Source organism: Actinoplanes philippinensis (assembly GCF_900113015.1).
Classification (GTDB): domain Bacteria; phylum Actinomycetota; class Actinomycetes; order Mycobacteriales; family Micromonosporaceae; genus Actinoplanes; species Actinoplanes philippinensis.
Genome location: NZ_FONV01000012.1, coordinates 1 through 17,832, shown reverse-complemented (window position 1 = coordinate 17,832; position 17,832 = coordinate 1). Strand labels below are relative to the sequence as shown.

The window sequence follows — 17,832 nt, the reverse complement described above, 5'->3', positions numbered from 1 at the left end:
CAAGACCACCGATATCGTGCCGGGACCGGGCGGCGTGATGACCGACGAGGCCGGCGTCGTCACCGGCGACCTCACTCTGCGCACCGAGCTGTCCGAGGCGGGCGAGGCGGTGCTGTCCGTGCAGTACAAGGACGCCGAGGAGTGGTATGGGGTGACCGGCGGCCGGGCGAAACTGACCGACCCCGCCGATCTGGACGCCGTGCACGCGATCGCCGTCGGCCTCCTCCACCGGCCGGAAGGCTGACTGGCCCCCGGCGACTACGTTCGGGCGGGTGCGTCTCTCCCGTCTGGCCGCGGCTCTGGTCGCGGCCCTGCCGCTGGTCACCGCGACCGCCTCGGCCGCGTCCTCCCCGGCACCGTCGCCGATCGCTCTGACCAGCGTTCTCCCGGCGGTGGCCGAGGCGCAGCCGGATCCGGGCAACGACTTCCGGATCACCGCGGGCACGGTGATCGTCGGGTCGGGTGAGGTGGCCGGGCAGCTCGCCGCGGCGCTCCGGCCGGCGACCGGTTTCGCCCTTCCGATCGGCGCCATGCCGGCCGCGAACGCGATCACGCTGCGGCTGGAACCCGGGCACGGGGACGAGGGGTACCGTCTGACGATCCGGCGGGACGGTGTCGAGTTGCTGGCGACCGGACGGGCCGGGCTGTTCAACGGGGTGCAGACGCTGCGTCAGCTGTTGCCGCCGGCGATCGAGGCGGACACCCCGCAGCGGAGGAAGTGGATCATCCCGGGCGGGACGATCGACGACCGGCCGCGGTACGCCTACCGCGGCACGATGCTCGACCTGGCCCGGCACTTCCACACGCCGGACGAGATCCGTACCCACATCGACCGGATCAGCCGTTTCAAGATCAATCACCTGCACCTGCACCTGAGCGACGACCAGGGCTGGCGGATCCGGATCGACGCGTGGCCACGGCTGACCGAGATCGGCGGCGCGCCCGGGACCGGGGTGGGTGGTGACGGCGGAGGCTTCCTGACCAAGGACGACTACCGGGGCCTGGTCCGTTACGCCGCCGACCGGAACATCACGATCGTGCCGGAGATCGACATGCCCGGCCACGTGAACGCGGCACAGATCGCCTACCCCGAGCTGACCTGCGACGGAGTGGCGCCGCGACAGCGGACCGACATGCGGGTCGGCTACAGCACCCTCTGCGTGCGCGACGAGATCACCTACCGGTTCGTCGAGGACGTCATCCGGGAGCTCGCCGAGATGACACCCGGCCCGTACCTGCACATCGGCGGCGACGAGACGTTCGCCACTCCGCACGGCAGCTACCTGGCGTTCCAGCGGCGTGTCCTGCCGCTCGTCGAGAAGTACGGCAAGATCCCCTACGGCTGGCACGAGATCGGCCAGTCACCGGCGTCGGCGACATCGGTGCTGCAGTTCTGGGGCCGGGAGCGCAACCATCCGGCGGTCGCCACCGCGGTCGCCGCCGGGGCGAAAGTGATCATGTCTCCGGCCGATCACACCTACCTGGACATGGAGTATGACCTGCTCACCCCGGGTGGCCTCGACTGGGCCGGAGCGATCGAGGTGAGCACCGCCTACGGCTGGGACCCGGCGACGCTGCTCCCCGGCATCCCCGCGACGAGCATCCTCGGCGTCGAGGCGCCCCTGTGGTCGGAGACGCTGCGCACCGAGGACGACATCGAGTTCCTGGCCTTCCCGCGCCTGGTCGCGATCGCCGAACTCGGCTGGTCACCCCGCGTCACTCACGACTGGGCCTCGTTCCGCACCCGTCTGGGGGCCTACGGCCCTCGCTGGGTCCGCGACGGTGTCCGTTTCCACCGATCTCCCGAGATCCGCTGGTCCTGATCAAGACCCCTTCTCAGTACGCCGTGCACGGCCCCGGCAACCACTGCTCCCCCGGCCACCCCGCGACGCGGCGGCACCACCGGGCCGAGACGCGGCCGCCGGGCTGAATGCGGTGGAGACGACGAAGGCCGCCCCCGATCGGGAGCGGCCTGTCGTTCGTACCCCTAGATCACCGGACCGCCAGGCGACTCGATGGCGTTGTGGAGCGCGCCGTGAGCCTCCTTCGCTCCGGCGCCGTCCGCGACGACCTCGGCCTTCACCGCGTGCGGCCGGATCTCGCCGGACTCGATCTGCTCGGCCCAGTGGCAGGCCACCTTGTGCGTGCCGGTGCCGATGATGCGCAGACCGGGACGCTCGTCGCGGCACTTGGTCGGCTGCGCCCACGGGCAGCGGGTGTGGAAGCGGCAGCCGGACGGCGGGTTCGCCGGGGAGGGCAGGTCGCCGGCGAGCAGGATGCGTTCGCGCCGGTCCTCGACCTCGGGGTCGGGCACCGGGACCGCCGACATCAGCGCCCGCGTGTACGGGTGCAGCGGCTGCCGGTAGAGGTCGTCGCTCGGCGCCTCCTCGACCAGCGCGCCCAGGTACATGACGCCGACCGTGTCCGAGATGTGCCGGACCACCGCCAGGTCGTGGGCGATCACCAGGTAGGTGAGGCCGAGCTCCTCCTGCAGCTCCTCCAGCAGGTTGATCACCTGCGCCTGGATGGAGACGTCCAGCGCCGACACCGGCTCGTCGGCGACGATCAGGTCCGGGTTGAGCACCACGGCCCGGGCGATGCCGATGCGCTGCCGCTGGCCGCCGGAGAACTCGTGCGGGTAGCGGGACAGCGCCCACTGCGGCAGGCCGACCGCGTCCAGCGACTTCGAGATGATCTTCCGTCGCTCGGCCCGGCTGCCGCCCAGGCCGTGCGCCTGCAGGCCCTCGGTCAGGATCGACTCGACGTTCTGCCGCGGGTCCAGACTCGACATCGGGTCCTGGAAGATCATCTGCATGCGCCGGCGCATCGACCGCAGCTGCTTGGGCGGCAGCGTGGTCAACTCGGTGCCGTCGAAGTTCACCCGGCCCCCGGTCGGCGGTGTGAGCTGCAGCAACGCACGGCCCAGGGTCGACTTGCCGCAGCCGGACTCGCCGACCAGCCCGTACGTCTCGCCCTTGTTGATCCGTAGGTCGACACCGTCGACCGCCTTGACGTGCCCGACCACCCGGTCCAGGAAGACACCGCGCTTGATCGGGAAATGCACCTTGAGGTCGTCGACCTCGACCAGGGTTTCGGTCACGACGGCACCTCCACGGTCCGCGGTTCGGGGTTGACACAGCGGTACGCGTGCCGGTGCATGCCCTCGACCAGCGCCGGCGGCTCACCGACACAGGCGTCGACACGGCGGTCGCAGCGCGGGGCGAACGCGCACCCGTCCGGCCACGGCAGGACGTCCCGCACCGAACCGCGGATCGCGTGCAGCCGCGCCCTTGCCCGAGTCGAGGCGCGGCACCGAACCCAGCAGACCCGTGGTGTACGGGTGCCGCGGCTCGGCGAAGAGCGGCTTGCGCCGGGCCGACTCGACGACCCGGCCGGCGTAGAGCACGTTGACCGTGTCGCACATGCCGGCCACCACACCGAGATCGTGCGTGATCATGACGAGCGCGGTGCCGGAGTCACGGACCAGATCGCGCAGCAGCTCCAGGATCTGCGCCTGGATCGTCACGTCGAGCGCGGTGGTCGGCTCGTCGGCGATCAGCAGCTTCGGCGCGCAGGCGACCGCCATGGCGATCAGCGCCCGCTGCCGCATGCCACCGGAGAGCTGGTGCGGGTACTCCTTGAGGCGCCGGGTCGGGTCCGGGATGCCGACCCGGTTGAGCAGGTCGGCGGCCTCCGCGGTGGCCTTCGCGCCGGTGAGGCCGCGGTGCCGGGCGAGCACCTCGGTCACCTGAACGCCGATCGGGACGACCGGGTTCAGCGAGGACAGCGGGTCCTGGAAGATCATCGCGACGTCCCGGCCACGGATGTCGCGCATCGTCCGCTCGTCGGTCTTGAGCAGGTCGGTGTCGCCGAACATCGCGGATCCGCCGACGGTCACGCCCCGCTGCTTCGGCAGCAGCCCCATCAGGGCCAGCGAGGTGACGCTCTTGCCGCAGCCGGACTCGCCGACCAGGCCGACGACCTCACCGGCCTCGACCGAGAACGACACCCCGTCGACCGCCCGTACGGTGCGCTGACCGCGCCGCGCGAAGGTGACGGACAGGTCCTTTACATCGAGCAGTGGCATCGCGGCCTCACTTCCGCAGTTTCGGGTCGAGGGCCTCGCGCAGCGCCTCACCGAGCAGGGTGAAGCCGAGCGCGGTGATGATGATGCCCACCGCCGGGAAGATCGCCAGACCGGGCCGTCCATCCAGGTACGGCTGCGCGTCGGCGAGCATCAGACCCCACTCCGGGGTCGACGTGTCGGGGTTGCCCAGGCCGAGGAACGACAGGGCGGCCGCCTCGATGATTGCGGTGGCCAGCGTCAGCGTGGCCTGCACGATGACCGGGGCCAGCGAGTTCGGCAGGATGTGCGTGAGCGCGATCCGGCTCCGCTTCACACCCAGCGAGGTGGCTGCGAGCACGTAGTCGCCACCGGACTGGGCAACCATGGCGCCCCGCAGCAACCGGGCGAACACCGGCACCGAGACCACGCCGACCGCGATCATCACGGTGGTCAGGCTCGCGCCGAGCAGGGCCGCGATGCTGACCGCCAGCAGCAGGCTGGGCAGGGCCAGGAGCATGTCGACGATACGCATCAGCACCGAGTCGACGGCCCGGCCGACCCGGCCGCCCAGACCGGCCGCGGCGCCGGCGACGCCGCCGATCAGCGCACCGACGGTGAGGCCGATCAGCGTGGAGACGATGCCGACCAGCAGCGTCTGGCGTGCGCCGACCAGCAGCCGGCTGAATTGGTCACGGCCCTGATGGTCGTAGCCGAGCCAGTGCTCGGCCGACGGCCCCGGGATCGATCCGGGCCGGATCACACCCTCGCGGATGCCCATCGTGTCGGTCGGCGAGTAGGGCGCCAGCAACGGCCCGATGATCGCGACCAGGACGAAGAGCACCAGGATGGCCATGCCGACCAAGGCGCTCGGATTGCGGCGAACCCGCCGGAACGCTTCGGTCCACAGGCTGACGCCGTGCTCGTCCTGCTTGACGGCGGACAGCTCGCCCAGCGCGTCGATCTTGTCGGTCTTGGTGCTCATCGGACCCTCACCCTCGGGTCGATCAGGCTGTACGACACGTCGACCAGCAGGTTAACCAGGACGTAGAAGACCGCAATGATCATGATGAAGCCCATCAGCACCGGATAGTCACGGTTCGCGATGGCTTCGTACAGGAATGCTCCGATGCCGCTGAACGCGAACACCGTCTCGGTCAGCACCGCCCCGGAGAGCAGACCACCGGTGAGCAGGCCGATCACCGTGACGATCGGCAGCATCGCGTTGCGCAGGATGTGCCGGCCCCGGATCGTACGCTCGGTCAGGCCCTTCGACTGTGCGGTCCGCACGTAGTCCTCGCTCAGCACCTCGAGCACGCTCGCCCGGGTGATCCGGACGATGATCGCCAGCGGGATGCTGGCGAGCGCGATGCCGGGCAGCACGAGATGCCAGAGCGCGTCGAGCGCGGCATCCCACTCCCGGGTCATCAGCCCGTCCAGGACGAAGAAGTTCGTGATGCGGGTGGCCCCCAGCGTCGGATCCTGCCGTCCACTCGACGGGAACAGGTGCAGGTTCTCCGAGAAGATCGCCTTCAGCACGTACGCCAGGAAGAAGACCGGGACACAGATGCCGATCAGCGAGCCGCCGACCGAGGCGCTGTCCAGGAAGCTCCCACGGCGACGGGCGGCCAGATAACCCAGCGGGATGCCCACACCGATCGCGATGATCATCGCGGTGATGGTGAGCTCGACGGTGCCCGGGAAACGCTCCAGGAACTCCGTCATGACCTCGCGCTTCGTCGAGATCGAGGTGCCCAGGTCGAGCTGGAGCATGCGCTTCATGAACCGGCCGTACTGAATGAGCAGCGGCTCGTCCAGGCCCAGGTTCTTCCGGATCTGCGCACGCAGCTCCGGGGTGCCGCGTTCACCGAGGATCGCGGTCTCGGGGCCGCCGGGCAGGCGGCGCAACCAGATGAACAGAAGAATCGACAGACCGAACAGCGTCGGAATCAGCTGTAGCAGTCGTCGCACGATGAACCGAATCAAGGCCGCCTCGTAAGGTGGGAGGTCGACAGCGGGCGAGCGTCAGGGTATGACGCCCGCCCGCCGGTAGAGCAATAGGTGATGCCGGATTACGGCGACAACTTACGAGAAGGTGGCTCCCACGAAGCGCTCGTCGGTCAGCGGGCTCGGCGTGATGCCGGTGAGGCCCTTGCCGAAAACGATCGCCGGCGGCGAGTGCGAGATCGGCACACCCGGGGCGAACTCCGCGATCGCGGCGTTCAGAGCCTTGTACTTCTCCACCCGAGCCGCCTGGTCGGCGGTGGTGTCGGCGTCCTTGAACTGGGCGAAGAGAGTCGGGTTGTTGAAGCCCCACTCGTCCTTCTGCCGGTCGAACATGGTGCCGATGAAGTTGTAGGCGTCACCGTAGTCGCCGGTCCAGCCCAGCAGGTGCAGGTCGTGGTTGCTGCCCGAGGTGGTGGCGTTGAGGTAGTCCGGGCTCCACTTCAGCGGAATGCCCTCGACCTCGATACCGACCGCCTTCAGGTCGGCGGCGAGCAGCTCGTAGATGTCCTTCGGGCTCGGCATGTACGGCCGGGTGACCTCGGTCGGGTAGTGGAACTTCAGCTTCAGGTTGCTGGCGCCGGCCGCGGCCAGCAGCTTCTTGGCTTCCTCGACGTTGTAGTCGTACTTCTTGACGTCGGCGTTCCAGCCCTCGACCGTGTCCGGCATGAACTGGGTGGCGGCCTTCGCGCCCGGGGGCAGCTTCGAGTCGACCAGGGCCTGACGGTTGATGGCGTAGTTGATCGCCTGGCGAACCTCGGGCTTGGCCAGCGCCGGGTTGCCCTTCTGGTTGATCGCCATGTACAGGATGTTGAACGCCGGGCGGGTGAGGACGTTGAAGCCCTCGCTCTTCAGCGGCTCGACGTCCGCCGGGCCGACCAGGTCGTAACCCTGGATGTCGCCGGAGCGCAGCGCCTGCTTACGGGCGTTCTCGTCGGAGATGGTGCGGAAGACGACGGTCTTCAGCTTCGCCTTGTCGCCCCAGTAGGCGTCGTTGCGCTCGATGGTCAGCGACTTGTTCGGCTTGTCCCAGCTCTTGAACTTGAACGGGCCGGTGCCGGTCGGGTGCTCCATCGCGTACGACGGGTACTTGATGTCGTCGGCGGTGCCGGTGATGTTCGACGCCTCGTACTGCTTGAGGGCGGCCGGGCTGTGGATCGCGAACGACGGCAGCATCAGCGCCGACGGCACCTTGCTGGAAACCCGGGTGAACGCCAGGTCGACCGTCGTGGCGTCCTTCGCGGTGCACGACTTGAAGAGGCTCGGCGGCAGCTCGGCGCTCTCGTTCTTCGCGAAGCCACCCATCACGTCCTGCCAGTACGGCGTGACGTCCGGGCTCTGCATCAGACCGGTCGAGTTGTACCAGCGGTCGAAGTTGGCGCAGACGGCCTCGGCGTTGAAGTCGGTGCCGTCGTGGAACTTCACGCCGGACCGGAGCTTGAACGTCCAGGTCGTACCGGCCGCATCCGGGGTCCAGCTCTCCGCCAGACCGGGCGAGGCCTTGGTGCCGCCCTCCTCCGGGCGCACCAGCGTCTCGAAGATCTGCCGGGCGACGCGCAGCGACTCACCGTCGCTGGCGAGGCTCGGGTCGAGCACCTTCGGGTCACCGGCCACACCGAAGACAAGCGTGTCCTTGACGGCGCCGCCGCCACCCGAACTGTCACGCTCACTCTCGGCGCAGCCGGAAGCTGCCAGAACAGCGACTGCGGCAACCGCGATAGCGGCCCTCCGCCTCGATGGACGCATCGTGCTTCACCTCTGCCTTGTGGGGTGGTCAACGCGGTGGAGTGTGCCACCGATGCGACGGACATTAACGGCCCGGTAAGTTTCCGGGCAGTCGTTGGTATCCAATCGTGTTGTTACAGGGCTGCTTCGTAACGCAACCACCCCGGCACAGAGCGCTCAGACAGCGCGACGGCCCTCGAAAGCACGACCCAGAGTGATCTCGTCGGCATACTCCAAGTCACCGCCGACCGGCAGACCACTGGCCAGCCGGGTCACCGTGAGCCCCATCGGCTTGATCAGCAGCGCCAGGTAGGTGGCCGTGGCCTCACCCTCGGTGTTCGGGTCGGTCGCCAGGATCAGCTCCTTGACCTCACCGGTACCGACCCGGAACAGCAGCTCCCGGATCTTCAGGTTGTCCGGCCCGATGCCCTCCAGCGGGTTGATCGCCCCGCCGAGCACGTGATAGCGCCCCCGGAACTCGCCGGTGCGCTCGATCGCCACGACATCCTTCGGCTCCTCCACCACACACAACACCTCGTTGGTGCGGCGTGGATCGCGGCAGACCCGGCACTGCTCCGACTCGGCAACGTTGAAGCAGGTCGTACAGAATCGCACCAGGTCCTTGACCTTGCGCAGCGCGGTGGCCAGCCGGTTCACATCGGCCGGATCCGCGGAGAGGACATGAAAAGCGATGCGCTGCGCCGACTTCGGGCCCACGCCCGGCAGCCGGCCCAGCTCATCGATCAAATCCTGGATGGCGCCTTCATACACGGGATCAGAACCCCGGCAGGGAGAAGCCGCCGGTCGCCGGACCCATCTTCGTCTCGGCCAGCTCCCGCTGCGCCTCGGCCGCGCTGTGGATCGCCGCGAGCACCAGGTCCTCCAGCGTCTCCACGTCGTCCGCGTCGACCACCTTCGGGTCGATCTTGACCGACTTGAACTCACCCAGCCCGGTGATCACGACAGTCACCAGGCCGTTGCCGGCACTCGCGGTCAGCTCGGCCTCGGCCAGCTCGGCCTGCGCCTGAGCGACCTGCTGCTGCATCTTCTGCGCCTGCTTCATGAGCTGCTGCATGTTCGGCTGTGCACCGGGCCGCATGGCACCGCTCCTCATCTAATCGCTTCGTCGTCCACCGTCGATACGGCGCGGCGGTCGAAGTTACCGCCGCCAGCGTAGCCGCCGTCCCCTCCATGCCCGCCGAGACGCCACGACAACCCCCGGGCGCGGCGCGCGCCTGCTTCCCCGGCGCCCACCCCACAACCGGCCGCCGTGGAGCGTCGGATCGATCGCCAGCCCAGATCGACCCGCCGACCCAGATCGACCTCCCAGCCCGGATCGACCTCCCAGCCCGGATCGACCTCCCCTGCCTGGCTTGGGCAAGGAGGCGCCGGTCAGAGCTCGGCGATCTTCTCCGCTCCGAAGGCCTCCCGGAGCAGCTGGATCGCCTGTTCCTCGCTGCTCTGCCGCGCGGTCTTCTCGTCGATCACATCGTCGAGCGGTTCGTCCCCCGGGTCGAAACCCTCGTAGGCGGTAGCGGGACCGTCGTATTCCGGGTCATAGGGCGCCTCCTCGACCGGCGGGGCGTCCGACCACGTGCGCGCCGCCCCACCACCGGTTCCCGCTACCGGACGGCTCGGCGCCGCACGACCACCCGGGGGCGGGGCCGAGGCATTGCGAGCGTTGGCCAATGCGGCCCGCGCAGCCGCCGCGCCGCTCGCCCCCTCGACTCCGGTACGCGCAGCCGCCCGCGCCGCCTCCATCGCAGCCGACCGTGCCGGCGCCGCCGGGGCCGCCGCACTCCGGGCCGCAGCCGGGGCCGCCGCGCTCCGGGCCGCAGCCGGGGCCGCCGCGCTCCGTGCCGCAGCCGGGGCCGCCGCACTCCGGGCCGCAGCCGGGGCAGCAGCGCTCGCAGCCGCAGTGCTCGCAGCCGCGGGCGATGCCGCAGCGCTCGCAGCCGCCGGCGGAGCGGCAGCGTTCCGCGCCGACACCGCCGGTGCAGTCGCGCCCTGTGGACCGGCGTTCAGGGAACCAGCCGAGACCCCGGCCCCGCCGAACGCCGAACCACCACCGGAAACCGGTGCCGCAGTGGCTCCCGCCTGTGCCGTGGCCGAAGCCGCCGCACCCGGCCGAACCGGCTCAGGCCAAGCCTCCGCCGAACCATCTCTCGGCGTTCCGGCGTCCGTCTGTGTCCCGGTGTCCCTCGGCGTCCCGGTGTCCCTCGGCGTCCCGGTGTCCCTCGGCGTTCCGGTGTCCCTCGGCGTTCCGGTGTCCCTCGGCGTTCCGGTGTCCCTCGGCGTTCCGGTGTCCCTCGGTGTCCCGGCGTCCCTCGGTGTCCCGGTGAAGGCACCGGCCACCGCTGACCCTGGCCGAGCCGGTTCGGGCCATCCGGTGTCCGCATCGGCAGACACGGAAGCCCCGCCGGGCCGAGCCGGTTCAGGCCATCCGGTGTCCGCATCGGCAGACACGGAAGCCCCACCAGGCCGTGCAGGCTCAGGCCATCCCGAGTCGTCAGCCGACGCACCGGTGTTCCCGGCATTACCTGGCCGCGCCGTTGCAGGCCAGTCCGAGTCAGCACTCGCGGAACCTCTGTTGTCGCCGCCGGGCGGCACCGCCGCGTCGGCTGACGACGCGTCCTCCGCATTGCCAGGCCGCGCCGCCTCAGGCCGCCTTTGGCCGTCAGCGACGACCCGGGCATCCCCGGCACTACCCGGCCGCGCTGCCTCAGGCCAGCCGCCCTCTTCTCCGACGGGAGAACCGCCACCGGCCCGGACCGGCTCCGGCCGTCGGGAATCAGCGCCGCGAGGCGCGCTCTCGATGGACGGGGCCGGCACCGAACGGGCGGTGTCCACGGATGCGGCAGGACGAGCCGCCGCCGGTCCGTCCTCCTCAGCGTCCGCCGTCGGGGGCCGCTGAGGCCGTGACGGGCGCGACTCGGTGCGGCCCGAGTTCCGCTCCGGCGCCGACGCCGCAGCGCCCGCCGGAGGAGCCTGCCGTCCGGGACCACCGGACGAGCGACGCCCGGCAGCCTGGTCACGGCCGTCACCGGGGCGCGAGGCTCCCCGAGCCGGAGTGGCCTCGCCGACCTCGCAGCGGATCCGCCAATCCCCGCCCGGCGACTTCCGGAACTCCGTCGCGATCGCCTCGCGCCAGTTCAGGAATCGGTCGACCAGCGCCTGGGTCGGCGCGGCGAACACGACGGTGTCGCCGTCGACGTCCCGGATGCCGATGCCGTACTCCTGCATGGCCCGGACCTTCGGCTGCTGCCGGCCGAGCGTCTGCCAGGCAGCGCGGACCCGCTCCGCCCGCTCGTCTCCGGGCCGGCCTTCCGCTGACGGTTCGTGATCATCACGCCCGCCCACCGACGCCTGGCCGGCTGCGACAGCCTGACCAGCCGGGGCACCGGCCAGCGAGTGATCAGACCCAGCGGCATCAACCGGCGGACCGTCGGCCGGGGACGCCTCAGCAGAGCGCCCGGCAGGCGGAGCCGACTGGGGAGAACGGTCCGCGGCCGGGGACGACTCGGCAGGACCGTCGGACTGATCACCGCGGGCCGAACGACCGTTGGCCCCGGCCGCCGCCTGCGGACGATCAGCCGGGCGGGACGGCGCGGTCGGCGCCTCGTCATCCCACGGAGGTTCTTCGTCGTAGTAGCCGGTGTCGACCGGATCCGGGTGGCCGCCGTCGGCGACCTGGTTCCAATCGGGCTCGCCGCCTGACGCGGGCGCCACCACAGCACCGGAGGGCGGCGTAGGCGCAGCGGAAACCGGCGCAGCGGAAACCGGCGCAGCGGCAGGAGCAGCCGCGTCCGGAGCAGCAGCCACGGCCGGAGCGGGCGCGGCAGGCGAGACCGGAGCAGGCGCGGCAGGCGAGACCGGAGCAGGCGCGGCGGGCGAAACCGGACGGGCGGCCCCGCCACCGGGACGCCCCGCGGCACCACGGGCAGCGGCGGCAGCCGCCATCGCGGCCGCCTTACCCCCACCGCCGGCCCCACCGCCGACGAAACCACCGACACCACCACCAGCGGCACCGCCGCCAGCCGTACCGGCAACAGCGCCAGGACCGGCATCGTCACCGCCATCGTCGACGGCGCCCGAGGGCGCGCCTCCGGCACCGGCATCCACGGCCGGGCGTCCGTTTCGTACCTCTCCGCGCTCCAGCCTCTCCAATCGCTGGAGCAGTGCGGAAGCCGAAGCGTCCGCTCCCGGCAGCAGCATCCGGGCCGTGACCAGCTCGAGCAGCAGGCGCGGCGCGGTGGTGCCGCGCATCTCGACGAGGCCGTTGTGCAGGATGTCCGCGCAGCGGGACAGGGTGGCCGCGCCGAGCTGGGCGGCCTGCCCGGCCATCGTCTCCAACTGGTCGGCGGGGCCGTCGATCAGACCCTTGGCGACCGCGTCCGGCACCTGCTGGAGGACGATCAGGTCGCGGAAGCGTTCGAGCAGGTCGGAGGCGAAGCGGCGGGGCTCGTGGCCGGCTTCGGCGACGCGGTCGATCGTCGCGTACGCCGCGGCGCCGTCACCGGTGGCGATGGCATCGCACATCTCGTCGATGAGGGTGACGTCGGTGACGCCGAGCAGGCCGACGGCCCGGGCATAGGTGACGCCGTCCGGCCCGGAGCCGGCGATCAGCTGGTCGAGGATCGATAGGCTGTCCCGGGCGCTGCCGCCACCGGCCCGCACGACCAGCGGGAACACCGACGGCTCGACGGTGATGCCCTCGGCGTCGGTCAGCTGCTGCAGGTAGGGCCGCAGGACGGCGGGCGGGATGAGCCGGAACGGGTAGTGGTGGGTCCGCGAGCGGATCGTGCCGAGGACCTTGTCGGGCTCGGTGGTCGCGAAGATGAACTTCACATAGTCGGGCGGCTCCTCGACGAGCTTGAGCAGCGCGTTGAAGCCGGCCGACGAGACCATGTGCGCCTCGTCGATCACATAGATCTTGTAGCGGCTGTTGGCGGGCGCGAAGAACGCCTTCTCCCGCAGCTCGCGGGCGTCGTCGACACCACCGTGGCTGGCCGCGTCGATCTCGATGACGTCGATCGAGCCGGCGCCGTCGTTGGCCAGCGACTTGCACGACATGCAGACGCCGCACGGGTCGGGCGTCGGCCCCTGCTCGCAGTTGAGCGAGCGGGCCAGGATGCGCGCGCTGGACGTCTTGCCGCAGCCACGTGGACCGGAGAAGAGATAGGCGTGGTTGAGACGCCCGCTGCGCAGCGCCTGCGACAGCGGCTCGGTGACGTGCTCCTGGCCGATGACCTCGGCGAAGGTGCGCGGCCGATACTTCCGATAGAGGGCGAGTGCCACTCCTGCCACCTCCTGAACGACCGCGTCATTCTCCGTCGAGGGTCTGACAAGAACAAACGACGTGCCCCGGAAGTGACCGGAAACTAAAGGACCCCCCGTGCACCCGCCAGAGCCCGCTTATCCTTGCTGCCTTCCGGCCCTGGGGAGGTTCACAGGATGACGCCGCACGAGGGGCTACCCAAGAGCCTACCTGGCCGCCTCCGCCCGCGCGCAGACCCCCTCCCCGCGGGCGAGCCCACCGGAAGAGTCTGTATTCTGGCGCACGGAGGATTCGCCTAGAGGCCTAGGGCGCACGCTTGGAAAGCGTGTTGGGTTAACACCCTCACGAGTTCGAATCTCGTATCCTCCGCCAGCCCTCACCAGGGCAGACGTTGAAGGCCGGACCCGCGGGTCCGGCCTTCGCTGCATCCGCCGCCCGCGCACTCACCCGTTGTGCCCCGGTGTTCGACGGCCGGTGAGGCCGGTCTATTGTCGGACTCGAAAACAGTGCGGGCGTGGGCCGGCTCCCGATCGGAGCCGGCCCACGCCTATTTCACTTCTTGATCTTGACGGTGACGCTGGCAGCACGGCCGTCGGAGTGGCCGGTGCGTTTCGCGACCACGGTCAGGACCAGCTTCTTGCCGGCCCAGCTCTTCGCCAGCTTCAGCGAGGCCGTGGCGGCGACGAGCTTGCCGTTGACGCGCCACTCGTACCGATAAGAGGTTGCCTTGGGTGACCAGACGCCGACCGAGGCTCGCACGGTCTTCAGGGCCTTCACCGTCCCGGTGATCTTCGGCCGGGTGGTCGCCTTCGGCGCCGCGCCGTATCCGACGGTGACGGCCGCGGAGGTCGCGGTGTTGCTGCGGTGGCCGGCCCGGTTGCCGGTCAGGGTCACGGTGAGGCGTTTGCCGACCATCGAGGCGGGGACGGTGTACGACCCACCGATCGCCCCCGGGACAGCCGTGCCGTTGGCGTACCACTGGTAGCCGTACCAGTCCACGGCCGGGCTCCACGTGCCGGCGTTGACGGTCAGCTTGGCGCCGGTGACGGCCTTCCCGACGATCGCCGGCTTCGCGGTGACCGCCAGTTGCGGGGCGAGCACGACGACCTGGCCGGAGGCCGTGGAGGTGCGGCCCGGCGCGCCGAAGGAGGTGCCGGCGATGTCGTACTCGCCGGGGGTGATCGTGGTGAAGTCGATGTCGGCGGTGTAGAGGTTCCGGTTCGCGTTCACCGACTTGATCACGATCGGGACGAGCTTGGTGCCGTTCTTGCCGAGCCAGACGGTGTCCTGCTGGTGCAGGCCGGCGCCGGCGATCGTGAGGGTGGCCGTGCTGCCGGTGACCACGTGGTATCGCGCGTCGGTGGTGGGGCTGTCCGCGATCCAGTACTGGCCCTCGTTGCAGAGTGGCTTGGCGCAGTCGGCCTGGACCCGGTACGGCCCTGGGGCCTCCGCGACGAAGGCGAACAGCGTGCGCCGGCTCTCCACCCGCTGCGGGGTCGGCGAGCAGGTCCAGGCGGCCCCGCTCTGGGCGCACCGGACGACCGAGCCGTCGTCGTTGATCACCCAGGGGACGGCGTTCTGCGTGGTCACGGTGAAGTCGTCGTCGTAGCCGACCTGGACGGAGACACAGTGTGCGCGGTCCTCGGCGGTGAAGGTGCCGGTGAGCGGGCCGAAGCCGTACGCCGTGCTGTCGGTGATCTGCCCGCAGTCGGCCGGCGTCTCGTACTGGTAGCCGACCGCCCAGGTGTCCAGCGCGTACTCGGTGGGCTCCGCGCCCGTCACGAGGATCTCGCCGGACCGCACCAGGCACGGGAGGGTCGCGCAGCGGTGCAGCCCGCCCTGGTCGTCGAACCAGCGGACGACCGGGGTGGCGCCGCCGGCGGCGACGTCCACCCACGAGTTGATCGGCGCCCGGTAGCACCGCAGGTCTCCGGATCCGGCGATCGAGCCGGGGGTGGCCGCGCCGCCGAAGGCGAGAGAGGCCGGGGCGGCGCAGTTCGCGGTGATCCCGGTGACCTGGCTGACCCGGTACGTCGCGGAGCCGCCGGCCGACCGCACGACCACCATGTGCCCGGAGGCTCCCAGCGTGCAGCCGATCTGCTGGTAGGCGGCGGCCGCACTGTCCCGGCAGGTCAGTTTGCCGGAGCCGTTGTAGACGGACAGCGACGCCGTGCCGTCCCCGGCGATCCGGTCGAGGGTGAGGATCTCCTGGCTGCCGGAGGCCCCGCGGGGTACGTCGAAGCAGGTCACGAAGTCGGTGTCGGAGAGCGAGGTGGTCATGCTGCCGGGAGCGCCGGGCACGCCGGGCGCCAGGTCGGCGCACTGGGTCGCGTCGGCGGTGCGCTGGAGAGCGAACCGGTAGTCGCCGCTGTCCCGCGGATCCTGGGAGACCACGATCACCCGGGTCTCCTGCGGGATGACGATCTCGCAGCCGTGCTCGCCGGTGACCGGGCTGTTGCCGCACAGACGGGCGTCGGTCGGCTGGACGAGCTGCACGAGCGGCTGGTTCGCGGTGGGCGGCAGCGTTACCTGGTACGAGCCGGACGTCACGGGCAGCGTCTGACAGTGGACCTGCCCCTGGCCGCTGAAGGTCCCCTGGTGGATGGAGCTGAACCCCTGAGCCGCCGTGCTCTCGCAGCCGGCGCCGAAGAGGTCGACGACGGTGGCGCGGAACGGCGCGGTGTGCGGCTCGGGCTCGCCCGGGTCGGCGACCAGGTAGTAGGTACCGCTCCCGAGATTGCACCAGATGACCGCGCAGGCCAGGTTGCCACCGCTGTTGTAGACCGCGCTGGCGAGCGTCCGATTCTCGGCGTCGGCGGCGCGGGCCAGGTAGGCCTGTGGGGCGGTGACGGTGAACTTCCGGCAGCTGCCCTCTTCGAGAGTGCCCGCCGAGGGCGTGTCGAATCCGGTCAGCCCGAGGGTGGCGCAGGACGCGGCGTCGACCGGCATCTTCGCGGGCGCCGCGGTCGCGGCGTCCGCGGTCCGGGTCAGCAGGAGGCTCGGCACGGCGACGATCGCCGCCATCCCGGCAGCGATCAAGATTTTGGCTGTACGGCCACCCCGCCATCGATTCACGCGGGCGATCTTGCCATCCGCGCCGGTCAGCGCATACAGCAGTCCTACGGAACGGACGATCCCGTCCCGTCGTTCAGAGCTGCGCGGCCGCTATCGCGTCGTCCACCTCAGGAAAGATCGCGAAATAACGACCCAGACCGACCGTCTCCAGCAACTGGGCCAGGAACGGGTTGGCGCCGGCGAAGCTCAGCCACCCACCCCGTGAGGAGATCACCTGCTTGCTGACGATGAACGCGCTGAGCCCGATCGAGTCGCAGAACTTGAGGGCGGTCATATCGACCACGATGCGGGGCACCGGCCTCTCCAGGAGGCCGGCCAGGGTGGCATGCAACTGACCCGCGGTGTCGGCGTCGAGTTCGCCGCGGAGGTGGAGCACCGCGACTTCGGCCCGGTGGTCGGTGATTGTTGCGTGCATGATGATCGGCTTCCTACCCGTGCGATGGAGATTCAGCCTAGATCCCGACCATCTCCGCACATCGGACAGCACGTGTGTCAGTCAACGCGAACGGGCCGGACCCCAGTGGGGTCCGGCCCGTTCGACTCGTGTTTTGACCATCGGGGGGATTTGTGGTGGTCGAGGTCTAGTGAAACAGGGAGGACCCTGTCCATGATCTGAGTTCTCACACAAAGATCATCAATGAACAGGGTCCTCGATGAGCAGCGTAACGGGTGTCGGTGCCGGTCATGGTGAGCCGGGCCTGATCTTGTTGGATGCGTGGCGGCGGGAGTTGTACGAGGGTGTCCTCGGCTCGCGGTCACGGACGTTGTTCTCGCTGGTCGACGGGCTCGCCGTGGATCAGGGCCGGTGTGGTTGCCCGGCGCATCTGTCGCTGGGCACCGTCACCGGGCACGCCGCGGCCTATCGGGCGTTACGCGATGGTGAGATCGACACCGGCCGGGCGTTACGGGCGGCGTGCGAGATCGCCGCGCGGTCCGGTCTGCCCCGGGTCTATGCCGTGGACACCACCGCCTGGCCGCGGCCGAACGCGCCGACCAGCCCGGACCGGCAGCCGCAGTACACCCCGGGCGGCCCGCGAGGGTCGGCGCTGATCAAGACCGGGTGGCGGTATCAGCATGTCGTCCGGTTGACGCTGACCCCGGACTCGTGGGTCGTGCCGGTCCTGTCCGACCGGGTCGCCTCCGGCGACGACCTGGTGCAGGTCACCGTGGACCACATCGCCCGGGTCTGCGCGGCCGACGGCGCCCGCCCGGCCGACCGGTCACTGTTCCTGCTGGACTCCGGCTACCCCGCGGCCCGGATCACCCACCTGCTACGCGAACGCAAGATTCCCGCAGACGTCCTGGTCAGACTGGCGACGTCGCAGACCATGTGGACCAGACCCGAACGCCGGGCCGCCCATCCCCTCGGCGGCCGGCCCCGCCGGCACGGGTTCCGCCTCGCCCTGCGTGAACCCGGCCTACCCGCCGATGCCGGTGTCAGCGGCCCGCTCGACATCTACGGCACCGTCACCGTCCGGGCCTGGCACCAGGTCCACCCCAAACTCACCCGCTCCAGCCGCGGCTTCCACGACCAGCAGACTCTGCCGATCGTCGAAGGCACCGTCCTACTCGCCAGGGTCCAGCACCTACGCCCCAGCCGCCGCGCCGGCGACCTCGCACTCTGGTACTCCGGCACCCGCTACGACCTGCTCACCCTGGTCATGACCTACCTGGCCCGCTACGACAT

General features: G+C 70.4%; 10 protein-coding genes, 1 tRNA gene, 1 other RNA gene and 3 pseudogenes. 4 read left to right on the top strand and 11 right to left on the bottom strand.

Annotated elements, in window-relative coordinates; all coding sequences use genetic code 11:
* Position 1 precedes the first annotated feature (1 nt).
* Positions 2 to 244 (top strand): annotated as a pseudogene (locus BM290_RS30530) (hypothetical protein); the annotation flags it as partial.
* 28 nt (positions 245 to 272) lie between these two features.
* Positions 273 to 1,823, top strand: a complete 1,551-nt coding sequence (locus BM290_RS30525; RefSeq protein WP_093619384.1) for a beta-N-acetylhexosaminidase — start codon at positions 273 to 275, stop codon at positions 1,821 to 1,823.
* Between the two features lie 164 nt (positions 1,824 to 1,987).
* Here the strand turns inward: BM290_RS30525 and BM290_RS30520 are convergent, their stop codons facing one another.
* From BM290_RS30520 to ffs, 9 genes and pseudogenes are all read right to left on the bottom strand, one after another.
* Positions 1,988 to 3,100 carry an ABC transporter ATP-binding protein gene (locus BM290_RS30520; protein ID WP_093619383.1) on the bottom strand — a complete coding sequence of 371 codons (1,113 nt, stop codon included), beginning with the start codon at positions 3,098 to 3,100 and terminating at the stop codon, positions 1,988 to 1,990.
* Positions 3,097 to 4,087 (bottom strand): annotated as a pseudogene (locus BM290_RS30515) (ABC transporter ATP-binding protein). The gene BM290_RS30520 and the pseudogene BM290_RS30515 overlap by 4 nt, the downstream one beginning before the upstream one ends.
* 7 nt (positions 4,088 to 4,094) lie before the next feature.
* On the bottom strand, positions 4,095 to 5,048 hold the full coding sequence (locus BM290_RS30510) for an ABC transporter permease (RefSeq protein ID WP_093619382.1): 954 nt from the start codon (positions 5,046 to 5,048) through the stop codon (positions 4,095 to 4,097).
* Entirely contained in the window at positions 5,045 to 6,049 is a 1,005-nt protein-coding gene (locus BM290_RS30505; protein WP_093619381.1) for an ABC transporter permease, read from the bottom strand. The genes BM290_RS30510 and BM290_RS30505 overlap by 4 nt, the downstream gene beginning before the upstream one ends.
* A 99-nt stretch (positions 6,050 to 6,148) precedes the next feature.
* Complete coding sequence (locus BM290_RS30500) at positions 6,149 to 7,813, bottom strand: ABC transporter substrate-binding protein (protein WP_093619380.1); 1,665 nt, start codon at positions 7,811 to 7,813, stop codon at positions 6,149 to 6,151.
* A gap of 156 nt (positions 7,814 to 7,969) precedes the next feature.
* The gene (recR, locus tag BM290_RS30495; protein ID WP_093619379.1) at positions 7,970 to 8,563 is read right to left on the bottom strand and encodes a recombination mediator RecR; all 594 of its coding nucleotides are present in this window, start codon (positions 8,561 to 8,563) and stop codon (positions 7,970 to 7,972) included.
* A gap of 4 nt (positions 8,564 to 8,567) precedes the next feature.
* Complete coding sequence (locus BM290_RS30490; protein WP_218163304.1) at positions 8,568 to 8,867, bottom strand: YbaB/EbfC family nucleoid-associated protein; 300 nt, start codon at positions 8,865 to 8,867, stop codon at positions 8,568 to 8,570.
* Between the two features lie 317 nt (positions 8,868 to 9,184).
* Positions 9,185 to 13,090 (bottom strand): DNA polymerase III subunit gamma and tau, encoded by a 3,906-nt coding sequence (locus BM290_RS48670; RefSeq protein WP_177319970.1) that lies wholly within the window; start codon positions 13,088 to 13,090, stop codon positions 9,185 to 9,187.
* An 83-nt stretch (positions 13,091 to 13,173) separates the two neighbouring features.
* An RNA gene (gene ffs / locus BM290_RS30475) (signal recognition particle sRNA small type) lies at positions 13,174 to 13,269 on the bottom strand.
* 85 nt (positions 13,270 to 13,354) lie between these two features.
* On the opposite strand from ffs, the gene BM290_RS30470 reads away from it, so the two are divergent.
* Positions 13,355 to 13,442 (top strand) — tRNA-Ser (locus tag BM290_RS30470).
* Positions 13,443 to 13,622: 180 nt separating this feature from the next.
* Here the strand turns inward: BM290_RS30470 and BM290_RS30465 are convergent.
* Positions 13,623 to 16,109, bottom strand: a complete 2,487-nt coding sequence (locus tag BM290_RS30465) for a hypothetical protein (protein ID WP_093619376.1) — start codon at positions 16,107 to 16,109, stop codon at positions 13,623 to 13,625.
* Positions 16,110 to 16,218: 109 nt separating this feature from the next.
* Positions 16,219 to 16,560 carry an STAS domain-containing protein gene (locus BM290_RS30460; protein WP_093619375.1) on the bottom strand — a complete coding sequence of 114 codons (342 nt, stop codon included), beginning with the start codon at positions 16,558 to 16,560 and terminating at the stop codon, positions 16,219 to 16,221.
* Between the two features lie 238 nt (positions 16,561 to 16,798).
* On the opposite strand from BM290_RS30460, the pseudogene BM290_RS50135 reads away from it, so the two are divergent.
* Positions 16,799 to 17,832, top strand: a pseudogene (locus BM290_RS50135) (hypothetical protein); the annotation flags it as partial.